The sequence below is a fragment of the Paenibacillus camelliae genome, from assembly GCF_023715345.1.
GTDB classification, from domain to species: Bacteria; Bacillota; Bacilli; order Paenibacillales; family Paenibacillaceae; genus Pristimantibacillus; species Pristimantibacillus camelliae.
Genome location: NZ_JAMBNY010000017.1, coordinates 57,322 through 79,529, shown reverse-complemented (window position 1 = coordinate 79,529; position 22,208 = coordinate 57,322). Strand labels below are relative to the sequence as shown.

At 45.3% G+C, this 22,208-nt stretch carries 21 protein-coding genes and 1 other annotated feature; of the genes, 17 read left to right on the top strand and 4 right to left on the bottom strand.

What is annotated here, in order from left to right; all coding sequences use genetic code 11:
* The first annotated feature begins 1 nt into the window (after position 1).
* Complete coding sequence (rlmN, locus tag M3180_RS19660) at positions 2-1,066, top strand: dual-specificity RNA methyltransferase RlmN (RefSeq protein WP_251670679.1); 1,065 nt, start codon at positions 2-4, stop codon at positions 1,064-1,066.
* Between the two features lie 208 nt (positions 1,067-1,274).
* On the opposite strand, the gene M3180_RS23075 is transcribed toward rlmN, so the two are convergent.
* Both M3180_RS23075 and M3180_RS19655 read right to left on the bottom strand, forming a co-directional pair.
* Positions 1,275-1,355: a putative holin-like toxin gene (locus M3180_RS23075; protein ID WP_432806962.1), complete on the bottom strand. Its 81-nt coding sequence runs from the start codon at positions 1,353-1,355 to the stop codon at positions 1,275-1,277.
* A 242-nt stretch (positions 1,356-1,597) separates the two neighbouring features.
* Complete coding sequence (locus M3180_RS19655) at positions 1,598-2,311, bottom strand: FadR/GntR family transcriptional regulator (protein WP_251670677.1); 714 nt, start codon at positions 2,309-2,311, stop codon at positions 1,598-1,600.
* 113 nt (positions 2,312-2,424) lie between these two features.
* Between M3180_RS19655 and M3180_RS19650 the strand changes: the two genes are divergently transcribed.
* The 13 genes from M3180_RS19650 (at position 2,425) to M3180_RS19590 (ending at position 17,683) form a co-directional block, all read left to right on the top strand.
* A complete protein-coding gene (locus M3180_RS19650) occupies positions 2,425-3,840 on the top strand; it encodes an FAD-binding oxidoreductase (protein ID WP_251670675.1) in 1,416 nt (471 codons plus the stop codon).
* Entirely contained in the window at positions 3,833-5,188 is a 1,356-nt protein-coding gene (locus tag M3180_RS19645) for a (Fe-S)-binding protein (RefSeq protein ID WP_349774498.1), read from the top strand. The genes M3180_RS19650 and M3180_RS19645 overlap by 8 nt, the downstream gene beginning before the upstream one ends.
* 146 nt (positions 5,189-5,334) lie before the next feature.
* A complete protein-coding gene (locus M3180_RS19640) occupies positions 5,335-6,198 on the top strand; it encodes a MurR/RpiR family transcriptional regulator (protein ID WP_251670674.1) in 864 nt (287 codons plus the stop codon).
* A 242-nt stretch (positions 6,199-6,440) separates the two neighbouring features.
* Positions 6,441-7,352 carry an N-acetylmuramic acid 6-phosphate etherase gene (murQ, locus tag M3180_RS19635; protein ID WP_251670673.1) on the top strand — a complete coding sequence of 304 codons (912 nt, stop codon included), beginning with the start codon at positions 6,441-6,443 and terminating at the stop codon, positions 7,350-7,352.
* 61 nt (positions 7,353-7,413) lie between these two features.
* Positions 7,414-8,877: an ABC transporter substrate-binding protein gene (locus tag M3180_RS19630; protein ID WP_251670672.1), complete on the top strand. Its 1,464-nt coding sequence runs from the start codon at positions 7,414-7,416 to the stop codon at positions 8,875-8,877.
* Between the two features lie 108 nt (positions 8,878-8,985).
* A complete protein-coding gene (locus M3180_RS19625) occupies positions 8,986-9,888 on the top strand; it encodes a carbohydrate ABC transporter permease (RefSeq protein ID WP_251670671.1) in 903 nt (300 codons plus the stop codon).
* A gap of 17 nt (positions 9,889-9,905) precedes the next feature.
* Complete coding sequence (locus M3180_RS19620; protein WP_251670670.1) at positions 9,906-10,766, top strand: carbohydrate ABC transporter permease; 861 nt, start codon at positions 9,906-9,908, stop codon at positions 10,764-10,766.
* Positions 10,766-11,944: an anhydro-N-acetylmuramic acid kinase gene (locus M3180_RS19615; RefSeq protein ID WP_251670669.1), complete on the top strand. Its 1,179-nt coding sequence runs from the start codon at positions 10,766-10,768 to the stop codon at positions 11,942-11,944. The genes M3180_RS19620 and M3180_RS19615 overlap by 1 nt, the downstream gene beginning before the upstream one ends.
* Before the next feature lie 24 nt (positions 11,945-11,968).
* On the top strand, positions 11,969-12,940 hold the full coding sequence (locus tag M3180_RS19610) for a GNAT family N-acetyltransferase (RefSeq protein WP_251670668.1): 972 nt from the start codon (positions 11,969-11,971) through the stop codon (positions 12,938-12,940).
* Positions 12,937-13,638, top strand: coding sequence for a PIG-L deacetylase family protein (locus M3180_RS19605; RefSeq protein WP_251670667.1), 702 nt, complete (start codon positions 12,937-12,939; stop codon positions 13,636-13,638). The genes M3180_RS19610 and M3180_RS19605 overlap by 4 nt, the downstream gene beginning before the upstream one ends.
* A gap of 360 nt (positions 13,639-13,998) precedes the next feature.
* The gene (locus M3180_RS19600) at positions 13,999-15,141 is read left to right on the top strand and encodes an exo-beta-N-acetylmuramidase NamZ family protein (protein ID WP_251670666.1); all 1,143 of its coding nucleotides are present in this window, start codon (positions 13,999-14,001) and stop codon (positions 15,139-15,141) included.
* A gap of 13 nt (positions 15,142-15,154) precedes the next feature.
* Positions 15,155-16,717 carry a glycoside hydrolase family 3 protein gene (locus tag M3180_RS19595; protein WP_251670665.1) on the top strand — a complete coding sequence of 521 codons (1,563 nt, stop codon included), beginning with the start codon at positions 15,155-15,157 and terminating at the stop codon, positions 16,715-16,717.
* Between the two features lie 42 nt (positions 16,718-16,759).
* Positions 16,760-17,683, top strand: a complete 924-nt coding sequence (locus M3180_RS19590; protein ID WP_251670664.1) for an N-acetylglucosamine kinase — start codon at positions 16,760-16,762, stop codon at positions 17,681-17,683.
* Between the two features lie 162 nt (positions 17,684-17,845).
* Here the strand turns inward: M3180_RS19590 and trpS are convergent, their stop codons facing one another.
* Positions 17,846-18,829: a tryptophan--tRNA ligase gene (trpS, locus tag M3180_RS19585; protein ID WP_251670663.1), complete on the bottom strand. Its 984-nt coding sequence runs from the start codon at positions 18,827-18,829 to the stop codon at positions 17,846-17,848.
* Between the two features lie 56 nt (positions 18,830-18,885).
* Positions 18,886-19,141 (bottom strand) — a binding site (T-box leader).
* Between the two features lie 121 nt (positions 19,142-19,262).
* Here trpS and M3180_RS19580 point away from each other — a divergent pair.
* The 3 genes from M3180_RS19580 (at position 19,263) to M3180_RS19570 (ending at position 21,521) form a co-directional block, all read left to right on the top strand.
* On the top strand, positions 19,263-19,739 hold the full coding sequence (locus M3180_RS19580; RefSeq protein WP_251670661.1) for a MarR family winged helix-turn-helix transcriptional regulator: 477 nt from the start codon (positions 19,263-19,265) through the stop codon (positions 19,737-19,739).
* A 102-nt stretch (positions 19,740-19,841) separates the two neighbouring features.
* The gene (locus tag M3180_RS19575) at positions 19,842-20,459 is read left to right on the top strand and encodes an alpha/beta hydrolase (protein WP_251670659.1); all 618 of its coding nucleotides are present in this window, start codon (positions 19,842-19,844) and stop codon (positions 20,457-20,459) included.
* Between the two features lie 129 nt (positions 20,460-20,588).
* Positions 20,589-21,521 (top strand): NAD(P)/FAD-dependent oxidoreductase, encoded by a 933-nt coding sequence (locus tag M3180_RS19570; RefSeq protein ID WP_251670657.1) that lies wholly within the window; start codon positions 20,589-20,591, stop codon positions 21,519-21,521.
* 45 nt (positions 21,522-21,566) lie between these two features.
* Here M3180_RS19570 and M3180_RS19565 read toward each other — a convergent pair whose 3' ends face one another.
* The gene (locus M3180_RS19565) at positions 21,567-22,133 is read right to left on the bottom strand and encodes a beta-class carbonic anhydrase (RefSeq protein WP_251670655.1); all 567 of its coding nucleotides are present in this window, start codon (positions 22,131-22,133) and stop codon (positions 21,567-21,569) included.
* Between the last annotated feature and the right edge of the window lie 75 nt (positions 22,134-22,208).

Sequence of the window (22,208 nt, the reverse complement as noted above, 5' to 3'; positions counted from 1 at the left end):
TATGAAGTCATCAATTTATGGATTAACCTTTGAGCAGCTATCTCAGTGGCTAGAGGAGCAAGGCGAGAAACGCTCGCGTGCAGTGCACATTTGGCGCAATTTATATCGCAGTCGTGTTCGCAGCTTCAGTGATATGACCGAGGTTAACGCTGCAACGATTGCTCTATTAGATGAGCATTTTGTTATAGAAACACTATCTGAGCATACACGCCAGCAATCTCAGGATGGAACGGTGAAGTTTTTGTTCCAGCTCAAGGACGGTAATCTGATCGAGACGGTGCTTATGCGCCATAAGTTTGGTCTGTCAGTATGTGTGACGACTCAGGTTGGCTGCAATATCGGATGCAGCTTTTGCGCGAGCGGCTTAATTGCGAAAAGTCGTGATTTGACGAGTGGAGAAATCACTGAGCAGCTAATGCAGGTGCAGTTTTTCCTTGACGCGGAAGGCAATGGAGATCGTGTAAGCCATATCGTCGTGATGGGCATTGGTGAGCCGTTCGATAATTTTGAGCATATGTCAAACTTTATTCGTACGGTGAAGGATCATCAGGGACTTGCGATTGGTCCGCGCCATATTACCGTATCAACAAGCGGTTTGGTGAACAAGTTCAAAGACTTTACGGATAGTGATCTCGGCGTAAATCTTGCGATTTCGCTGCACGCACCTAACAATGAGCTGCGTTCGCGCATTATGAAGATCAACAAAGCATATCCGCTTGAAAAGCTAATGCCTGCCATTGATTATTACTTGGAGCATTCTAATCGCCGTGCGACGATTGAATATATATTGCTTCGAGGAGTTAATGATCAGCTTGAGCATGCTGTCGAGCTAGCGGAGCTGTTGGAGTCGCGTAAAGCTATGGTGAATGTCAATCTGATTCCGTATAATCCAGTTGACGAGCATAGTCAGTATCAGCGCAGCACACAGGAAGACATTCGTGCATTCTACGATATGCTGAAGAAGCATAAGGTTAGCGTTAGCGTTCGATTGGAGCATGGCACTGACATCGATGCGGCATGCGGTCAGCTGCGCAGCAAGCAGCTTGATAAAGCATCTAACGGCTAGAGCTAACGGTTATCACAATTTATTGATGAGCGCAATCACTCGTGGTACAATATGAGTATAAATACTTGCTATACTTGCGTATAATGCATAAGGAGCCGTGCTGGTAACACGACTCCCGTTGCAATAGCCGCTTTTAAGGGCGGTAGGCTTATATCAGGTTAATTAAAAGCAGATCAAGTAGACCGCCATTCCTTTCCTGAGGGGCGGCCTATTTGTCTTTGAACGACAGTATCAACACGATAAGTGTACCGAAGGTAAACATTAACATCAGTGCTTCAAAAACTGTCATTAGGCATCCCTCCCTTCTGTAGAGAGGTAGCCGACCGCCCATATAAGCTTGTCTATTGCTATGTTGATTATAACATGGTAAATGTTGGGCGAATAGAGTTGAAGTGCATCTTAAAAAACGTGAAAAATCACACTATAGTATTAGGTTCTATTATTACTCTACTATAGTGTGATTTTTATATTGGTCAACAACAACATCTCGAATCTCTAACAGGCATAATTCCTGCATTACATCAATCTATATTAAGTTACATTGCCTCGCTTCAATACCATTCTAACCTTGCGCAAATGAGCGGTAATCAGCTGGCTTGCTCTTTCGCCATCCTGCTCAGCAATGGCCTCATAGATCATTTGATGCTCCTTAAGCAGCTGGCTCGCTGAAGACTTGTCCTCGAAAAACCATAGCTGTCTTGACTTACCGATTGTCTCCGTTAGCTTACTGGACAGTGAGCTCATGAGCGAATTAAGCAGTTGGTTATGTGACGCATTTGCTATCGCAAGATGAAAGTCGATATCGGCTTGCTCGCTTAGCGCGGTGTCATCCTGCTGCAGTGCAAGCTCCATCCTGTGCACAATTTGCTGAAGTGTAGTAAGATCCTGTGGCGTTCTTCGCTCCGCCGCGCTAACAGCGGCTCCGCTTTCTAACCAGATGCGCACCTCTAGCAACTCTATTAGATCATCCGCTTCTGCAAATGGGTCCTTCATATCTGCTTGCAAGGTAGGCAGCGTTTTGCTGACAAAGGTGCCCCCGCCATGCTTCACATCTATCCAGCCTGTTGCTTTAAGCGCACTTAGTGCTTCTCGAATGGTCGAGCGTCCGACGCCATAAGCCGTGGCAAGATCAACCACAGAGGGTAATCGTTCGCCGGGCTGAAGTGTTCCTTCTTCTATTTGTGAAAGGATCATGCGCTTCACGATTTCATGTCCTTTTTCCGTTTCCACTTTAATTGGTTGCATAATACCTCCAAAAAAATTGTTGGTCATTGACTATACTGTACACCTCATTTAAGCTATAATCAATATCAAAGTCATCAGATGACCTGTTCACTTTCTGATAAGGAGGACATATTGTGATTACAGAATTAATAAGCAAACAACTCAAAGCAATTGTTGGCGATAAATACTTTAGAACCGATCAGGAAGCACTTATTGCGCATTCCTATGACGGTACACCGATGCTTCAAGCTTTACCTGATGGGGTGATCTACCCTGAAACAACCGAGCAGGTTAGTGAAATTATGAAAATTGCAAGCGCTAACCGTATCCCAATCGTAACGAGAGGCTCTGGCTCTAATCTATGCGGTGGCACAACTCCGTTAAGTGGTGGTATCGTTATGGTCATGCACCGCATGAATAAGATTATCGAAGTGGACATGGAAAACCTTACGGCTACGGTACAGCCTGGAGTCATTACACAACATTTTAGTAGTCATATTGAGGAGCTTGGACTGTTCTATCCGCCAGACCCAAGCAGCATGAAAATCTCAACCATCGGTGGCAATATCGCTGAATGCTCTGGCGGCTTGCGCGGCTTGAAGTACGGTACAACGAAAGATTATGTGCTTGGATTAACAGCCGTGCTTGCTAACGGATCGGTTATTCACACAGGCGGGAAGCTGACGAAGGATGTAGCGGGCTATGATCTTACGAAGCTGCTCGTCGGCTCAGAAGGAACGCTGGCAGTTATTACTGAAGCGATTCTAAAGCTGATCCCACCACCGAAAACGAAGAAAACAATGATTGCAATGTATAAGGATATCTATGGTGCTGCGCGTACAGTATCTAAAATCATTAAGCAGCAAATTATTCCTGCGACGCTAGAAATATTGGATAACCCAACCATTCGAGTCGTAGATGATTTCGCTAAAATTGGCCTGCCTCTAGATATGGCAGCTATTTTAATTATCGAGCAGGACGGCGAGCCGGAAATGGTAGAGCGAGATATTGAGAAGATCTATAGCATATGCCGTGAGGAGCAGGCTGATCGACTTGAGATCGCTAAGACACGCGAGGAAGCAGAAAAGCTGCTAACCGCAAGACGTAGTGCGTTTACAGCACTAGCACGCTTGCGTCCAACAACGATATTAGAGGATGCAACGGTACCTCGCTCCAAAATAGCGGATATGGTGCTTAAAACAAATGCTATCGCGCAGAAGTACAACGTCAATATTGCAACGTTTGGTCATGCAGGGGATGGAAATCTGCATCCAACTGCGACGACCGATGCACGAGATAAGGATGAGGTACATCGCGTAGAGGAGGCGTTTGCCGAAATCTTCGAGGCAGCGATTGAGCTTGGAGGTACGATAACGGGTGAGCATGGTGTTGGTGTTGTGAAGGCGCCTTATCTGGAGTGGAAGGTTGGAGAAGCGGGGATTGAAGTGATGAAAGGAATTAAGACAGCCTTCGATCCACTCAATCTATTGAACCCAGATAAGATGTTCGCAAAGCAAGCTAAGAAGAGAGTGGTGATTCAACGTGGCTAGTACATTTGGTAAACCAAATATCGAACATAGCAACCCTCTGGCACGCACTTTGCTAGAGAAGCTGGATTACGATCAGCTGACGAATTGTATGCGCTGCGGCTTTTGCTTGCCGGCATGTCCGACCTTTAACGAAACAGGGATGGAGCCAGCATCACCACGCGGCCGAATTGCGATGATGAAGGCAGCGGTAGATGGATTGATGGAGCCGGATGAGCAGTTCAAGGATCAGATGAACCTATGTCTTGGCTGCCGTGCATGTGAGCCGGCATGTCCAGCAGATGTGAAATACGGGCAACTTATAGAGCAGACAAAGGAAGCGTTGGAGGAGCATGCCCAGCATTCAGCTCCAGTAAAGATAATGCGCAAAACACTGTTTAAAGGAGTATTCCCTAAACGAGGCAGCATGAAGCTGCTTGGAGGCTCGCTAGCTTTCTACCAGAAATCTGGCTTGCAAAAGGTAGCACGTGGCACTGGCATCATGAAGCTGTTTCCTAAGCATCTGGCCGAGATGGAGCAGATATTGCCTGAAGCGAGCAGTAAAGGTGTTGTTGAGCGAATGGGAACCTTTTATGCTGCAAAGGGCAAGAAGGTTGGCACAGTAGCGATGTTCCGTGGCTGCATTATGGATGTTATGTTTGCTGATACGAATGTAAATACTGTTGAGCTGCTATCTGCAGCAGGCTTTGACGTGCACATTCCAGACGCACAAGTATGCTGTGGGGCGTTGTATGCACATAGTGGTGAAATGGAAGATGCAAGAGCGCTGGCGAAAACGAACATCGATGTGTTTAAGGAGCTGGGTGTCGATTATATCGTTTCAAATGCAGGTGGCTGTGGTGCGCTGCTCATAGAATATGACCATTTGCTAGCACAGGATGAGCAATACCGTGAAGATGGAAAATGGTTTGCAGAGCGCGTCATTGATATTAGTACACTACTTGTGGAGAAGGGGAATCCGCTAGAGTTTGCAGATAGATCCTCCCAGACTGAACATGTTAAAGTGACGTATCAGGATTCCTGCCACTTACGCAATGTAATGAAAGGGTCAAGCGCTCCTAGAACACTAATGAAGAACGTGGCGAATACCGAGTATATTGAGATGGTAGAATCGGATCGTTGCTGTGGTTCCGCAGGGACCTACAATGTTGTACAGCCGGAGATGGCTGGCAGCATACTGGAGCATAAGATGGTGCATGCAGATCGCACTGAGGCGAGCTATATGCTGACAAGCAATCCAGGCTGTCTGCTGCAGATGAAGCTTGGTATCGAGAAGCATAAGCCACAGCAGCCGATGCAGGCTATGCACATTGTTGACTTTTTACATGAGCGAATGCTATGCTCGAAGTAGTCAAAGCTGTCGAATTGTGACTATACATCACGGTCATACATCTAGATAGTAGCATTCATTCTACGAGTTTTGCTTGATGTCCTTTCCTTATGATAGAGTATAGCTGTCTTCTAATAAGGTAGAAAATAATCGTGAGTAGGTAGATTATGAGTATTAATAGTAATGTGTTAATTAAAATTCGTGAGATGAAGGATAGCCTGACTCCAGTTGAACGAATGGTTGCTGACTATATTTTGGAAAACACAGAAGAAATTCCTCATCTTTCAATTAAGACGCTGGCTCAGGCTAGCAAAACAAGTGATGCTTCTGTGCTCAGGTTTTGTAAAACCATGGGCTATAGCGGCTATCGCAATTTTATCGTAAGCATCTCTGCGTCTCTAGGTTCTCGCGAGGAAGAGCAGAAGACGCAGTATACTGATATTCAGCCGGGAGATGAGCTGTCGACCATTATCTCTAATATTTCATTAAACAATTGCAAGTCGATTGAAGATACGCTAAGCGTGATTGATAATGGGGAAATCGCGCGAGCAGTTGAGGCGCTGCGTACAAGTAAACGAATTGTGTTTTTCGGCGTTGGAGCATCAGGTCTCGTCTGCATGGATGGGGAGCAGAAATTTTCTAGGATTCAAAAAATGTGTCATGCCTATACGGACGGACATAGTCAGTTGACTGCAGCGACTTTGCTGGAGGAGAATGACGTTGCTATTTTTATATCCAATTCAGGGGCGACCATTGAAATATTGGATGCACTAGAAATAGCCCAAAAAAATAAAGCAAAGTGTATCGCCATTACGAAATATACAAAAAGTGAGCTAGCAGAGAAAGCAGATATCGTGCTGAGCATTTCTACGCCAGAGGTGACGATCCGAAGTGGCGCAATGGGCTCGCGTATTGCTATGCTGACCGTTATCGATATTTTATTTGCAGGAGTTGCTAGTGCTGAATACGAGCATGTAAAGGTACATCTAAAAAAGACGCGTAACATATTAAATAAAAAGCATAGACGTTAGTATAGACAAACATAGACGCTAACGTGCGAAAGGGATGGAGACATTAATCATTTGCAGATTAATGTCTCTTTTTTGCACAATTTGAAACAAAACAACAAAATTATATTTTTGTTTGAAATTTTATTTCAAAAAGTATTGACGTATTGTAAGCGGTATATTAAGATGGATATATAGGAGTTGTGAACAAACCTGACGTATATATGTAAATTAAATGTTAGGTATAGACAGCGAGGAGGGAGACTATGAATGACTACCTTGCGGGATTGACGACAGAGGCAATTAACCCGGACACCTTAATGATTGATGAATGCACAACAGAGCAAATGGTGCAGATTATGAATCAACAGGATGCTTTGGTACCTGCAGCTGTAGCAAAGGAAGTTCCGCATATTGCAAAAGCGGTAGATATTCTACACCAAAGTCTAGCTAATGGTGGGAAAATGTTTTATATAGGAGCGGGGACATCCGGCCGCCTAGGTGTATTGGATGCTTCTGAATGTCCACCAACATTTGGTACTGATCCTTCCTTAGTTCAAGGGTTTATCGCAGGTGGAGACACGGCCTTGCGTAATGCGGTTGAAGGCTGCGAGGATAATTTGGAAGAAGGAATTGCCTTAATCAATGAGATTGGAGTTACCAGCAAGGATGTTGTGGTCGGCATATCAGCGAGCGGGAGTGCAAGGTTTGTCATTGGTGCTTTAACTAGGGCAAGAGAGCTCGGCGCGAAGACGATTGCTGTATGTAACAACAAAGGCTCTAAGCTGGAACCAATTGTTGATGTGGCCATTGCACCTGTTGTTGGTCCGGAAGTCATTAGTGGCTCCACACGCTTAAAGGCAGGGACTGCCCAAAAGCTTGTGCTTAATATGCTTACCACCTGCACGATGGTGAAGCTTGGGAAAACCTACAATAACTTGATGGTTGACCTTAAGGCTAGCAATATTAAGCTGGTGGACCGCTCTGTTCGCATCATTATGCGAGCGACTGGCGTAGATTCTACAACTGCTTCTGACACACTTACTAAAGCATCAATGAACTGTAAATTGGCGATAATGATGATTAAGACAGGTCTTGATGCACAGGAAGCAGAGCAGCAGCTGGCTCAGCATAATGGCAGATTGAAAGAAGCGATTCATGCAATTATGTCGAGTTAGTAGAAAGAAAAAGCGAGTAAGACTAGGTTAGACGTAATTAAAAAACGGGGAGGCATTAAACATGAAAAAAGGATTACGTGGTTTTACAATGTTGTTAACCGTAATCATGCTCGTATCATTGCTGGCAGCTTGCGGAGGAAAAAACAATAACACGCCTAATGCGACGAACAATGCAGGCAATGCAACGAATTCAGGTGGTAACAGTAGTGAATCATTAGAGAAAGACACGATCACTGCATTGCTGCCACCAGCATCGGCAAACTTCCAAGCTAGATTTCCAGAGATGGAAAAAGAGTTTAATGAAATGTATCCACACTTGACTTTGAAAATTGAACCAGCAAGCTGGGAGGATATGACTCAAAAGCTTGACACTCAAGTGAATGCAGGTTCTCCACCAGATATCGCATGGGTTGGTTCAACGGCGATTTCAAAATACGCTGCACTAGATGTGCTTCTAGATCTTAACCAAGTTCTTTCTGATGAAGTTAAAGCTGATTATGATGAAGTACCAATGAAGTTCTTCCAGCTAGGTGATGCACAATATGGCTTGCCTGCATATCTTGCTATTCACTCCATCGGTGGTAACAAGCAGTTCCTTGAGGAAGCAGGAATTGATTATAAGGCTGTTCAAGAAAACGGCTGGACATACGATGAATTCCGTGAAGCGATTAAAGCTGGTGTAGTTAAGGATGATAAAGGTAATACATCTCGTTACGGATTTGTATTCGCGACATCTGGTGTTACATCTAAAGACTACCTAAGCATTATGGCTAAATCTGCTGGTCTTCCAGAGTACTTTGATGAAGATTACAAATTCACTTACACAAGTAAAAACTTCCTAGGCCTACTTGAAGCGATCCGTCAAATGATCGACGATGGTTCAATGCCTAAAGAGCTAAGCTCTATCGATGCTGGTAAACGTTGGAACATGTTCCTAACAGGTCAAACAATGATTACTGGTAAAGGTCTTGCAAGCTTTGAAAACTCTGCTCGTCTAAACAATGAAAAGATTAAAGCGAACGACGGTTCTGCAGTAGCTGATTCTATCGAAGCAGAATACATCGCGCTTCCAGTACCTTCATTCAACGGTGCAGATTACATTCCGACAGCAGTTGTAGATGGTTTCATTGCACTACGTGGTAAAAAAGAGCCAAGTGAAGCACATCTTCACAACATTGGTTTAGCGATTCATTACCTGTCTTCTGGTTCTGTTGCAGCAAACTTCACGAATGAGCTGTTCTTGAGCCCGGTTTCTGAATCTGCACGCAATGCTGAGGTGCTTGAAGTGTATCCTCGCAGCGAAGAAAACCTTAAAGCTGATGAAATTATGATGTCTAAAGCAGTAGCAGCGCGCACAGATATTCCAACTGAACTTGCTGCTGAAGCAATTAAAATTGAAACTGAGGTTATTGTTCCTAAGCTGCAAGCATTGCTAGCTGACGAGATTTCACCTCAAGAAATGTATGATGCAGTTAAAGCTGCTGCAATTAAATCCTTCGGTGAAGATGGCGTTGTAGTTGACTAATCGATAAATGATTAGGATGGTGAAAGCTGTACGTAGATTGAACGTACAGCTTTCATTCTGAATATAGTCCCTGTGTTTGTACTGTACGAAGAAGAGAGGTGCGGCCCAATGAATCAAACGTTGACTAAAAGAAGAAAATTAAGACTCGAAAGTGATAGCGGTTGGGGTTATGCATTTATCGCAGTGGCTCTTATTGCGTTCTGTTTATTTACCGCATATCCGGTTATTAATGCTTTTATGATTAGCTTACAGGAATACAGACCATTAGGGTCCACTTATGTTGGTCTAGAAAACTTTAAAAATTCATTTACGGATGAGTTATTCTGGAAGGCAATTAAAAATACAGCAGTATATACACTACTAACTGTACCAATTAATATTTTGATTTCCTTTCTTATTGCGATTCTTATTATTCCTTTTAAGAAAAGAACACAAACGGTGTTTAAGGCAATTTACTATCTGCCTGCAGTAGCATCAGGTGTAGCAATGGCTGTCGTATGGCTGTGGATCTTCGATCCGTTAAAATCCGGTATCGCTAACCAAATTGTTATGTTTTTTGGGATGGAAAATCAAAACTGGCTTGGTTCCAGTGCAACAGCAATGTTCTCTCTCGTGTTAATGTCATGGCTGTCTAGTCATGGTACAGCTATTATTATTTATCTAGCTGCATTACTTGGAATCGATAACAGCTACTATGAAGCAGCTGAAATTGACGGTGCAACCTTCTTGCAAAAGCTTTGGTTTATCGTCATACCTTTCCTTAAGCCAACAACGCTTTTCCTACTCGTTACTGGTATCATTGGTTCCTTCCAAGTATTCCAAAACGCTTATCTAATGACAGGCGGTGGACCAGACCATGCAACGACAATGGTAGGATTGTTAATCTTTAACAATGCGTTCACATATTTCGAATTTGGTGAGGCAGCAGCACAATCTCTAGTACTAGCAGCAATTATTGCAATTGTATCCTTCATTCAATTCAAGTTCTTAGGTAAAGATATCGAATACTAGGAAAAGGGGCGGAACATATGGCTTTATATAATAACAACTTCAAAAGCAAATGGGCTCTGTTCGTCCGTAATGGCTTGATTATTGCGTTCCTAGTCCTGTTTGCCTTAGCTACCATTTTCCCGATATATTTTATGTTAATCTCCTCATTTGGAGATCCAGTGGAAGCTGGAGCGATGAGCTACTCTCTAATACCGAACAAAATATCATTCGAGTCCTATAAATTCTTCTTTAACTTTAGTCCGTATTCATGGGATTGGCTATTGAACTCTCTCATTGTTGCAGCCTGTATTACGGTTTCCAACGTAATCTTCGCAACACTAGCGGGCTATGCTTTTGCCAAAATGAAATTTAAAGGTAAAAACATTTTGTTTGCAATCCTGCTAGGTTCCATGATGATTCCGGGCCAAGTTACACAAGTACCACTTTATATTCTAATTGTTAACATTTTCGAACTGCAAAATACGTATCCCGCACTTATTATGCCTAGCATCGTGACGGTCTACAACATCTTCCTTGTGAAGCAGTTCATGTCATCCATTCCGGGTGAAATTCTAGAGGCAGCAAAAATCGAGGGCTGTTCTCAACCGAAAATTTTCTGGCACATTATTGCGCCACTTTCTAAAACGGTCATGGCTGTACTTGCAATTCTAACGTTTATGGCAGCTTGGAATGATTTCTTCTGGCCATTCCTCGTAACGAACACGATGGATATGCAGACGATTCAGGTTGGTCTGAAAAACTTCCGTTTTGCAAATACAACATACTTTGCGCCAATGATGGCGGGTGCGACAATTTCAGCTGTTCCAATGTTTATTCTATTCTTCAGTCTTCAAAAATACTTCCTTGAAGGGGTAACGGTAGGAGCGGTGAAGGGCTAATGTCTAAAACCTATGTCGTCGGGCTAATGTCGGGTACTTCTGTTGATGGGATTGATGCGGCAGTCATTGAGATTGACAGCACAAGCGCGCAGGAGGTAAGCGTTCAATTGCTTGCCTTTGAGAATACGCCTTTCCCTAAGGAGACAAGAGATCGAATCTTTGAGCTTTTTGATCCTGCGCTTGCAACGATAGACAAAGTAGGAATGATGAATATGTGGCTGGGCGAGCTTTACGCCCAAGCCACATCTTCCGTTATTGCGAAGAGTGGGCTCCAGGCAAAGCAAATTAGCGTTATCGGTTCTCATGGTCAAACGATCTATCATGCGCCTTGGGATCATAGTATCGAAGGAAAAAAGGTACGCTTTACGGTGCAGATTGGTGAAGGTGCGGTTATCGCCAATCGAACAGGAATTCCTTGCGTCTCAGATTTTCGAATTGCAGATATGGCGGTTGGCGGACAAGGTGCGCCGCTAGTTCCATTTACGGAATACTTGCTGTATCGCAGTGAGCGTAAGACACGCCTGCTGCAAAATATCGGTGGCATCGGCAATGTAACGGTACTGCCGGCGGGAGCATCAGCAGAGGATGTCTATGCTTTCGATACAGGACCGGGCAACATGATCATCGATGCACTCGTTGCACAGCTGTTCGCACCGCTAACGATGGATGTCGGAGGGCAGATTGCTGCTCAAGGGCAATTGATTGATGAACTGCTAGCTTGGCTGCAGCAGGATGACTATTACCGGATGCCTCTGCCTAAGTCTACCGGTCGGGAACGGTTCGGTACACAGTATGCAGAGCAAATCCTTACGATGATGCGTAAACAACAATGGCGTGCAGAAGATGTTATTGCAACCGTTACCTATGCGACTGCTTGGTCGATTCACTATAGCTATGAGCACTTTATTGCTGATGAACATCCGGCACATGAGCTGCTCGTTGGTGGAGGAGGCAGCTATAACGTAACGCTCATTAGCTATCTGAAGCAGCTGTTTACACCAAATAGTGTCAAAGTGCTGACGCAGGAGGATATCGGCGGAAGCAGTGATGCGAAGGAAGCGATCGCCTTTGGGCTACTGGCCCATTATACGATGCAGCGATTACCCAACAATATTGCTAACGTAACAGGAGCAAGTCAGCCAGTTGTGATGGGTAAGCTGAGCTGGCCAATCCAATAATACGCTCCTAATGGGGGAAACCGTATGGACATAAGAAGCTTTCAAATCGAGGATGTCGGAGAAGTCGTAGCACTGTGGAATGAAGTGGCTACGATTTATCATTATAAGCCACTTACGGAAGCTGAGTTTCTCAGCACCTTTATTCAGCATCAATACTATGACTCGGGTTGCGTGCTCGTTGCCTACAACGAGGACGAGCTAATTGGTTTTGCTGCTGGCAGTGTCGGTGATGATTTGCCGCTTGGTGAGGTTGCGGGCTATATCACCTGTGCATGGGTTAAGAAAGACGCTGATCAGCAGCTGTATCATCGCTTCGTCGATAAGTTGGAGCAGCGTTTTAAGACACTTGGCAAAACACAGGCGGAGGTATTGTTCTTCAATCCAGTAAAGCTGGTATGGAATATACCGACAGCACTGGAGCATGAGCATAATAACGCGCCTGGAATTAGCCAAGATGTGCCGCTATATCAGTGTCTTATAGAACGAGGGTATATCGACCGTGCAACGCAATGCGGCATGTACTTAAAGCTTGGTCATTTTACGATACCAGAGGATATTGCCGCGAAGGAGCAGAAGGCCGCAGAAAAGGGCTATCGTGTGCAATATTTTGATCCTGAAAAGCATGAGCATTTGGAGGAGCTGCTAACAGCGCTCGGAAATCCGCAATGGCAGCAAGAAATTACCGATGCGGCAGCGCGTCACATTCCATTTGTTGCAGCGGTACATGGTGATCGCTGTGTTGGCTTCGCAGGTCCGATTGTTAGGCAGCCCAATGGGCGTGCTTATTTTACAGGGATTGGTGTTCACCCTGAGCATGAAGGTCATGGGCTTGGAAGTGTATTGTTTTTCCACATGGTGGAAGCGTTTCAAAGCAATGCTTGTGACTATGTCTCATTGTTTACAGGGAGCAATAATCCTGCCATCCGAATCTATGAAAAAGCTGGCTTTCAAGTCGTGAAGCAGTTTTCCATATTGCGAAAGGAGCAATTAATATGAGTGAGAAGCAAACCATCTTAGCAATTGGCGCACATGTGGGGGATGTCGAGCTGGCATCAGGCGGTGTCCTTGCCAGCCATAGCTTAAAGGGAGATCGAATCGTTACGCTTGCACTAACAGCAGGAGAGCGCGGCGTGCCGGCAGGTCAGGATATGGCTCAGTACCGTGAGCAGAAGGTCCAGGAAGCACATACTTTTGCTCAAATGCTAGGCGGTGAGGCATTCGTATTCGACTATCAAGATGGCGAGGTGCCGGACACAGAGCAAATTCGTATGGAAGTTTGTGATGTGATTCGTCAAGTGAAGCCTAATGTCATTATTACACATTGGAAAAACAGCATGCATAAGGATCATGCTCTCACTCATCATATCGTCAACGATGCACGTTTTTACGCTAGCATGCCGACGATTGAGCGCGAGCTTCCTAACCATTTTGCAGCAAAACTGCTTTACTCGGAAAACTGGGAGGATGCGGTGGATTATGTTCCGTATCTTTACGTTGATTTCGATCAGGCTGCGTTCGATCTATGGATCGAGGCGCTTAGCAAGCATTGGTTCGTCACAGGCAGCAAGTCCTTTAAGTACCTGGACTACTACAAAGCATTAGCTGTTGTTCGCGGCTGCGAAGCGAGAAAGATGTATGCGGAGGCGTTTATGGTTCCCCCCGAAACAATGAAACTGAGACACTCCACCCTATAAGAGGAAGTTCAAAAAGTTCAGCCTTGATGACGATGTATCGCGTTGTAGCCTAGTCGACGTCGAATATGAAGCTCTACCGAAAGCTCTGTTGCTCACGTACCAACTACGTACGCTGCGCTACTCGCTTTCTAGTATCACTTCATCTTCTTGGTCCTGAAGGCCAACTTTTTGAACCATTATTTAAATGGGAAGTTCAAAAAGTTCAGCCTTGATGACGATGTATCGCGTCTGTAGCGTATAGGGCATTGAATCGGATTTTGAACTCTAATAAATATAAATAGCATCAAAAGGGAGTGTTTCTTGGAACCAGGATGCATTCCCTTTCTTTTCACCCATCACCTATCTAGGAGGCAGCATGATATGGTACTTAACGGAGTAGATATGCTATTGAATGACCGTCATAAGCTCGAAGGAAAGCGAGTGGGATTAATTACGACACCTACAGGGCTTACGACTGATTTTCGCTCGACGATATCGATTTTGCATGAAAATTTCAATCTTGCAGCGATGTTTTCGCCAGAGCATGGTGTTCGTGGCGACTTAGATGCAGGTGCACTTGTTGATACGTATGAGGACCCTTATACGGGTGTGAAGGTATTCAGCTTATATCGTAAAGATTCTAAACGTCTTACGGCTGAAATGCTCGATGCCGTCGACGTGATGGTTTATGATATTCAGGATGTAGGCGTTCGCTATTATACATTTATTTATACGATGCTGTATGCACTTGAGGATTGTGCAAAGGCTGGCATTCCATTTGTCGTGCTAGACCGCGTTAACCCACTTGACGGTGTGACTATCGAGGGGAATATCCTAAAGCAAGGCTTCAAGTCGTTTGTTGGCAATTATGAGCTCGCTGTTCGATATGGCTTAACCGCGGGGGAAATTGCGACGATGGCCAATGACCAGATGGGCTGGAATGCTGACCTGCATGTTGTACCGTTGTCTGGCTGGCAGCGTGAGATGCGTTTTCCGCAGACAGGCCTAACATGGGTTCATCCATCGCTTGGTATGCCTCGCTATGAGACGGCTTTGCTTTATCCGGGCACATGCTTGTTCGAAGGAACAAATTGCTCTGAGGGTAGAGGAACGACCTTCCCATTTGAAATGATCGGTGCGCCTTACATTGAAGCACAGCAGCTTGCTGATGTCATGAATGCTAAGCAGCTGCCTGGCGTTCGGTTCCGCCCTGTTCACTTCAAGCCGACGGTATCTAAGCATGCAGGAGAGCTATGTGGCGGTGTACAGCTTTATGTTACAGATGAACAGCTTATTAGACCGCTTGACGTCGGTGTAACGCTGATGTTTACGATTCGAGATCTATATGAGCAATTTTCCTTTTTACCACCAATTAAGGAGGGCTCTCGCCCGTTTATTGATTTGCTGTGCGGCGACAACGTATACCGTCAACCCAATGTGACCGCGGCGCAATTGCTTGAGCAGTTTGCTGAGGAGAGCAAGCAGTTTGCTGAACTGAAAAAGGATTATCATATATATAAATAAGGCAGGGATAGAGATGAAAACATTAGAGCAAATGACGCTTAGAGAGAAGATTGGGCAAATGTTCGTTACAGGGTTTCCATCGACGACGCTGTCTAGTGAGCTTAGGGAAGTTATTGAGCAATATAAAGTAGGAAATATTATTCTGTTCTCACATAACATTGCGGATAAGGTGCAGCTTGGTAATCTCGTAAGTGAGCTTCAGCAATGGTTTGTTTCCTATACAGGAATTCCGGGCTTTATTACGATTGATCAGGAAGGTGGCCGCGTGACGCGTATGCCTAGCGATGCAACGAATGTTGCAGGTGCAATGGCGATTGCGTCTACGGGTCGTCCTGAGCATGCATATACTGCAGGACGCATTACGGCACGCGAGCTGAAGGCTCTTGGCATTAACTTTAATCTGGCTCCTGTTATGGATATTAACAACAATCCTTTGAATCCCGTCATTAATGTGCGTTCGTACGGAGACTCTGCAGAGGTTGTTCAGGAATACGGTATCGCAATGATGAAGGGACTGCTTGATGGAGGCGTTATGTCCTCACTTAAGCATTTTCCTGGTCATGGCGACACGAATGTAGATTCCCATATCGGCTTACCGACGATTGACAAGTCGCTGGAAGAGCTGGAGGCGCTAGAGCTTCGTCCGTTCGTTGAAGCCATTAAGCAAGGTGCCAAGGCGATTATGAGTGCGCATATTCTGTTCCCACAAATCGAGAAGTCAGGTGTGCCGGGAACGATGTCTTATATGATTATTACGGAGCTGCTGAAGGAAAAGCTCGGCTTCAAAGGTCTTGTCGTATCGGATTGCTTAGAGATGGATGCGATCAAACGCTTCTATGGCACAGCACAAGGCGCGCTTGGAGCGGTGAAGGCTGGCGTCGATCTTGTCTTTATTAGTCATTCACCGTCGGTCGTTAAGGATGCGATCGAGCTAATCGAGGCAGCTATCGCTTCCGGTGAGCTTGAGGAAGCGGTAATCGACCGCGCAGTATCTAAAATACTCGCCTACAAAGCAGAAGTAGCTGACGTAGCAGCGCCTAATACAGACATCGTTGGCTGCGATACGCATCGTCGCTCTAACGAACTCATTCGTACAGAGACGATATGCTTAGTGAAGGGAGAGCTAGAGCCAGTACAAGAAGGTAGTAAAGAGGTGTTGTTTGTCGGCGCCTACTCCTACCGTTCCGATATGGCTTCAAGCAGTGTAAATGATCAATTGAACTTTGCTGAATATATGGGTGAACAGTTTGAGGCTTCCTATGTGGCCGTCGATGTCGATCCTAATGAGGAACAGATTCAAGCAGTTGTTGATCAAGCAAAGGACTACAAGCGCATCGTGCTAGGTTTGTTCAACGGTCGAGAGAACACAGGTCAGCTTAAGCTTGCCCATGCATTAATGGAAGCAGGCTTACATGTGACAGCCGTTGCGCTAGGTCGACCATATGATCTTTCGCTGCTGAAAGGTGAATGCACAGGACTTGCAGCCTTTGAATATTCCCAAGGTGCATTCCAATCGCTCGTACCGGTGTTATCGGGCAAATTTAAACCTACCGCAAAAATAACGATAGCCTTATAATATTCGGGTAACAGTAGAGCTGCAAAGGGGGGATATTTAATTATGACATATGTCGTTGGCATTGATGGCGGAGGAACAAAAACAGCAGTAGATGTCGCTAATGAACAAGGTGAGCTTCTGAAGCAATTTCATGTAGGGGCGATCAACTATAACGGCGGGGATGAAGAGACAATTGCGGCTTCATTTGCGCAAATGTTCGAGTCGATTAAAGAAAGCTGCGGTTCACTTGATCAAGTAAGCCAAATCGTTATCGGCGCTGCCGGCATTAGCAATCCGCAGGTTAGCATTAAGCTAGAGCAAAATGTTAGAGCTCAAGGCTATGAAGGTCCTGTATATATTACGGGTGATCAAGAGATCGCGCTCTATGGCGCGCAAAATGCGATGGAGGGTATTATACTTATCGCGGGGACGGGCTCGATCTGCTTCGGTGTGAACGGATATGGAGAAAAGCATCGTACAGGTGGCTTTGGCCATTTAATCGATGATGAAGGCAGCGGCTACAGTATTGGACGTCAATTGTTATCGTTGCTTGTTCAAGCGGAGGATGGCAGATTAAAGGATTCCATCATACCTGCAATGGTGTATGAGCAGCTCGGTTTGCGTACCGTTCAAGACATTATCGGCTTCGTATATGGCAAGCACACAACGAAGAAGGACATTGCAGCGCTAGCACCGATTATGACGAAGGCGTGTGAGCTAGGAGATGCGCAGGCACTGAAGCTTGCGAAGTCCACAGCAGAGAGTCTGTATGAGCTCATTGTTCCGGTCATTGAGAGGCTCAAGCTGCAACGTAGCCCGATTGCAATCTCAGGCAGCGTGCTGCAAAAATCGCCATTTGTGCATAGTGCGTTAGAGCGGAAGCTCGCTAGCACCTACCCCCAAGTGAAGCTGATTATGCCAATAAAGGATGCGGCATACGGCGCGGTGCTTATGGCTTGCTCGTTGAATCATCGCTCGCATGTTTAGACTATGCTGAAGTGGGTGCTCATCAGAGCTGCTAGAGCGAAGTGGATCGTCGTAAATGACAACAATGGATGAATAAGCTGAATAGTAAAGGGCAAGCAAGTGGAGTATGTCATATCCTCCATCTGCTTGCCCTTCTTTATTATCTAATGAAAGGTAAAGGAACTACACGATAAGAAAGCCTAGGTTGCGTTTCGCCTTCAGCAGTGTCTCATTAGCGATAGCTGCTGCACGTTCTGCACCATCTTTAAGAATAGCGTCAAGCTCTGCGGAGTGAACGATTTCTTTAAAATGCTGTTGAATTGGCTCTAGCTTAGCAACAACAACCTCAGCAATCTCCTTTTTGAAGTTGCCGTAGCCTTGCCCTTCAAAGTGTTTCTCCACCTCTGGAATCGATAGGCCTGAAAATACGCTGTAGATTTCGATAAGGTTACTCACGGCTGGCTTCGTATCCCAGTCGTAGCGTACGGACATTTCGGAGTCGGTAACGGCACGTGAGAACTTTTTGCGGATAACCGCTGGCTCATCTGTCATCAGAATGTAGCTGCTTGCGTTAGGATTGGATTTGCTCATTTTTTTCGATGGATCATCCAGCCCCATAATACGTGCACCTGTATCCTGAATAATCGGCTCAGGAATGATAAAGGTTTCTCCGTAGCGATTGTTGAATCGACTAGCTAGATCGCGTGTAAGCTCTACATGCTGCTTCTGATCATCACCGACAGGGACATGTGTAGCTTGATACAATAAAATATCTGCAGCCATTAAAGCAGGATAAGTGAAGAGGGCGGAGCTAACGGTTTCCTTGCCATCAGACTTATCTTTAAATTGTGTCATTCGGCTAAGCTCACCAAAGTGAGCCTGTGTTTCCATCAACCAGCCCATTTCTGCATGAGCAGACACGGAGGATTGTAGGAATACAGCGGAACGCTTAGGATCGATACCTGCTGCAATGTATAGCGCAGCCAGCTCACGAGAGCGCTCGTTCAATTCCTTAGGGTCCTGATAGACAGTAATAGCATGCAGGTCAGGAATGAAGAAGAAGCACTCGTATTCCTCCTGATTGCGAACAAATTGACTTAATGCCCCAGAATAGCCGCCAATATTGAGCACACCACTTGGTTTAATACCAGACAACATACGTTTCATGATGATCCACCTCTTTATAGATTGTTAAAGTAAATAAAAAAAGCTCCATCCCTAAAAGAAGGGACGAAGCTTGATCTCCGCGGTACCACCCAAATTCGACCTTAGTCGCACTTGTATTTTGACAGAAGCTCTGCCAAAATCAGCTCGGTAACGGTGAGCGCCGGCAATGCCTACTAGCACGACAAGGAGTCGTGTCGTTCAGGTTGCAGCGAATAGACCCATTCATTACGCGGCATGTGTCGATCTTTTCACCAGCCATCGACTCGCTTAAACATGCGTATCGCAATTACTTTTTCTATTCATAGCTTTCATATATTAGGATTATGTTCAGAATACCGATAATCATAAATCAAGTCAAGTAAAGATAACGTTGACAGTTGTCGAATGTTCTGTTATCTTAAATTTAAGATGTTTTTAGAAAGGAATGCTTATCATGAGTGTAACGAATCGTTACAAACAGTCGGAAGCAGCGCTGGAGTTATATATTGCGTTATCGCGCGCTAGTCAATGGGTGTCTGCTCATGGCGACAGAGATATTCGTAAGCATGGCTTGAATCGTACGGAATTCGGTGTACTGGAGCTTTTATATCATAAAGGCCCTCAGCCTCTGCAGCAAATCGGCAGTAAGGTGCTAATGAGCAGCGGTAATATAACGTATGTCGTTGATAAGCTGGAGAAAAAAGGGCTCGCTAAGCGCCGAGTTTCCACAGAGGACAGACGACTTATTTACGCTGAAGTAACAAGTGCTGGATCTGCATTTATAGAAGAGGTGTTCCCACAGCATGCGAGCGTCATTGAAGCTGCGGTAGAGGGGCTTACACAGCAGGAGCAGCAGGAAGCGACAGCTTTGCTTAAAAAATTGGGAATTTATGCGGAGAGAACCTTTAAAGAGGGCGGATCACCGTGCTAGCGGTGATCTTCTTTCGAATATAAATCTTAATTTGAAGATATCATATGGAATAGAACGTCAACAGTGCAGTAGTAGAGCTGCCTGCTGCAAAGGAGGATAATGATGAAGCATATATATGAACAAGGTACGGATAAAACAGCACCGGTGCTGCTGCTTTTACATGGAACGGGTGGGACTGAGCAGGATTTATTAGGCATAGCAAAGCATATTGATGCGGAAGCTTCGATATTGAGTGTGCGAGGAAATGTGCTTGAGAATGGCATGCCAAGATTTTTTAGACGGCTTGCAGAAGGTGTATTTGATATTGAGGATTTGAAGCTTCGGACAGAAGAGCTGAACAAGTTTATCGATCAAGCTGCGCAGCAATATGGCTTTGACCGCAGTAAGGTTGTCGCGATCGGCTACTCCAACGGTGCTAATATCGCAGCAAGCTTAATGTTTCACTATCAGGATGCACTAATGGGCGCGATCTTGCACCATCCGATGGTGCCGCTTCGTGGATTACAATTGCCTGATCTTAGCGGTAAGGAAGTATTTATCGCTGCTGGTGAGAATGATCCGATCTGTCCACCGCAGGAAACGAAGGAGCTTGCGGAGCTGTTAGAGGGAGCAGGAGCTAGTTTAGAGCTGCTCTGGGAGCGCTATGGCCACCAGCTGTCTAGAAGCGAGATTGAGGCGGCAAAAGGCTGGTACAACAAAACATATAAATCCAATTCATAATGGTAAAGCGAGTATGAATTGAGTACTGGAGCAGGCTAGTGAGATCGATCACTGGCCTGCTCTCTTTTTGTATATGTATACCTGAAACGAATAGCTCATACATTTATACAAATGAGTGAGGAGTGTGAGATGATGATCGTTGCTATTATTGGTGGCGGCCCGGCAGGCTTGAATGCGGCACTTGTATTAGCTCGAGCTAATCATCAGGTGCTGCTATTCGACAATCAAAAGCCGCGCAATGCAGTAACCGGGCATATGCATGGATTTATTACGAGAGAAGGCATCGCTCCTAGTCGTTTTCGCAGGCTTGCTCATCAAGAGCTTCGCCAATATCCGAATATAAAGCGCTATGTAGCAACGATTAGCCAAGCTAAACGCTTAACCGATGGTACTTTCACGATAAGCACGAAAAGCGGAACGACGTTTAAGGCCGATCGATTACTGCTGGCAACCGGTTTAAAGGAATCGCTTCCCGGCGTTAGCGGACTGCAACGATTTTATGGCAAGTCAATGTTCAGTTGCCCGTACTGTGACGGCTATGAGCTAAGCGGCAAATCGCTTGCTATTATAACAGAAAGCAATAACGGCCTTGCACTTAGTGCAACGCTGAAGCAATGGAGCAGCAGGCTGCACCTGTTTACGAATGGAAAAGGATCAATAACGAGTGAGGAGCGGGAGCTGCTTCAGCAGCTTGGTGTTGTGCTGCATATAGAGCCGATAAAGTCACTTACCGGTAGAGAAGGCAAGCTGAAGGGTGTTGTGCTGCAGAATGGTAAGCGAATTGCGTGTAGCGGCGGATTTGTATCAACTTATTGGCAGCATGCTGGATCGCTCGTGCAGCAGCTCGGCTGCAGGCTGGCTGATCACGGAGGAATATGGCAGGACGGTAAAGGGAGGACGAGTATAGCTGGAGTATATGCTGCCGGAGATGTGATGAGCATATCCCCTGCACAAGCTGTGCTAGCAGCTGGTGATGGAGTAAGGGCAGCTATAAGTATAAATCAAGACATTGCGCAGAGCCGGCTTGACGCTATCCTCAAATCACATCAAAGCAACTACTAAAAAGGCATAATCTCTCGCCTAAGCTGAGATTATGCCTTGTTGTCGTTATTCTCGATAGTCTTCAACGAGCAGATCGAGTGCTCCAGTTAGTGGGTCCATAATAAAGCCGTGCACAGGCACATGCTGAGGAAATAGCGGATGATTACGGATCATCTTAACGCTATGCATTACACCATGCTCCGGTGCGGTAAAGCCTCTTAGGAACTTCTCCATACGGATGCCGGAACGCTCCAATGTTTCAATAACGAGCGGATCTACGCCGCCTTCTTCAACAATTTTTTGTACCATGCCTTGTGTATCTAGGTTAGTCATGCCACAGCCGTGATGTCCAATAACAACGACCTCTTTTGCTTGAAGCTCATATACGGCTACAAGAATACTGCGCATCGCGGATCCGAAGGGCTGAGTTAATACAGCGCCAGCGTTCTTAATGAATTTTGCATCACCATTACGAAGATTAAGCGCCTTTGGCAGCAGCTCCATCAAGCGAGTATCCATACAAGTTAGGATGGCGATCTTTTTCTCTGGATATTTGTCGGTAATATATTTTTCATACTCTTTATTCTCGACAAAATCTTTATTGAATTCCATTAACTGATTTACAATGCTCATGTATGATTCCTCCTAGTGCATTACACGATCAAAATGATTAGAGTTTTTCTTTTATTATTCTCCTATTTGTTAATG

What these genes read in the sequence shown, in the direction of transcription:
- rlmN (WP_251670679.1), top strand. Translation starts at nt 2, where the DNA reads ATGAAGTCATCAATTTATGGATTAACCTTTGAGCAGCTATCTCAGTGG.
- M3180_RS23075 (WP_432806962.1), bottom strand. Translation starts at nt 1,355, where the DNA reads ATGACAGTTTTTGAAGCACTGATGTTAATGTTTACCTTCGGTACACTT.
- M3180_RS19655 (WP_251670677.1), bottom strand. Translation starts at nt 2,311, where the DNA reads ATGCAACCAATTAAAGTGGAAACGGAAAAAGGACATGAAATCGTGAAG.
- M3180_RS19640 (WP_251670674.1), top strand. Translation starts at nt 5,335, where the DNA reads ATGAGTATTAATAGTAATGTGTTAATTAAAATTCGTGAGATGAAGGAT.
- murQ (WP_251670673.1), top strand. Translation starts at nt 6,441, where the DNA reads ATGAATGACTACCTTGCGGGATTGACGACAGAGGCAATTAACCCGGAC.
- M3180_RS19630 (WP_251670672.1), top strand. Translation starts at nt 7,414, where the DNA reads ATGAAAAAAGGATTACGTGGTTTTACAATGTTGTTAACCGTAATCATG.
- M3180_RS19625 (WP_251670671.1), top strand. Translation starts at nt 8,986, where the DNA reads ATGAATCAAACGTTGACTAAAAGAAGAAAATTAAGACTCGAAAGTGAT.
- M3180_RS19620 (WP_251670670.1), top strand. Translation starts at nt 9,906, where the DNA reads ATGGCTTTATATAATAACAACTTCAAAAGCAAATGGGCTCTGTTCGTC.
- M3180_RS19615 (WP_251670669.1), top strand. Translation starts at nt 10,766, where the DNA reads ATGTCTAAAACCTATGTCGTCGGGCTAATGTCGGGTACTTCTGTTGAT.
- M3180_RS19610 (WP_251670668.1), top strand. Translation starts at nt 11,969, where the DNA reads ATGGACATAAGAAGCTTTCAAATCGAGGATGTCGGAGAAGTCGTAGCA.
- M3180_RS19605 (WP_251670667.1), top strand. Translation starts at nt 12,937, where the DNA reads ATGAGTGAGAAGCAAACCATCTTAGCAATTGGCGCACATGTGGGGGAT.
- M3180_RS19600 (WP_251670666.1), top strand. Translation starts at nt 13,999, where the DNA reads ATGGTACTTAACGGAGTAGATATGCTATTGAATGACCGTCATAAGCTC.
- M3180_RS19595 (WP_251670665.1), top strand. Translation starts at nt 15,155, where the DNA reads ATGAAAACATTAGAGCAAATGACGCTTAGAGAGAAGATTGGGCAAATG.
- M3180_RS19590 (WP_251670664.1), top strand. Translation starts at nt 16,760, where the DNA reads ATGACATATGTCGTTGGCATTGATGGCGGAGGAACAAAAACAGCAGTA.
- trpS (WP_251670663.1), bottom strand. Translation starts at nt 18,829, where the DNA reads ATGAAACGTATGTTGTCTGGTATTAAACCAAGTGGTGTGCTCAATATT.
- M3180_RS19580 (WP_251670661.1), top strand. Translation starts at nt 19,263, where the DNA reads ATGAGTGTAACGAATCGTTACAAACAGTCGGAAGCAGCGCTGGAGTTA.
- M3180_RS19575 (WP_251670659.1), top strand. Translation starts at nt 19,842, where the DNA reads ATGAAGCATATATATGAACAAGGTACGGATAAAACAGCACCGGTGCTG.
- M3180_RS19570 (WP_251670657.1), top strand. Translation starts at nt 20,589, where the DNA reads ATGATGATCGTTGCTATTATTGGTGGCGGCCCGGCAGGCTTGAATGCG.
- M3180_RS19565 (WP_251670655.1), bottom strand. Translation starts at nt 22,133, where the DNA reads ATGAGCATTGTAAATCAGTTAATGGAATTCAATAAAGATTTTGTCGAG.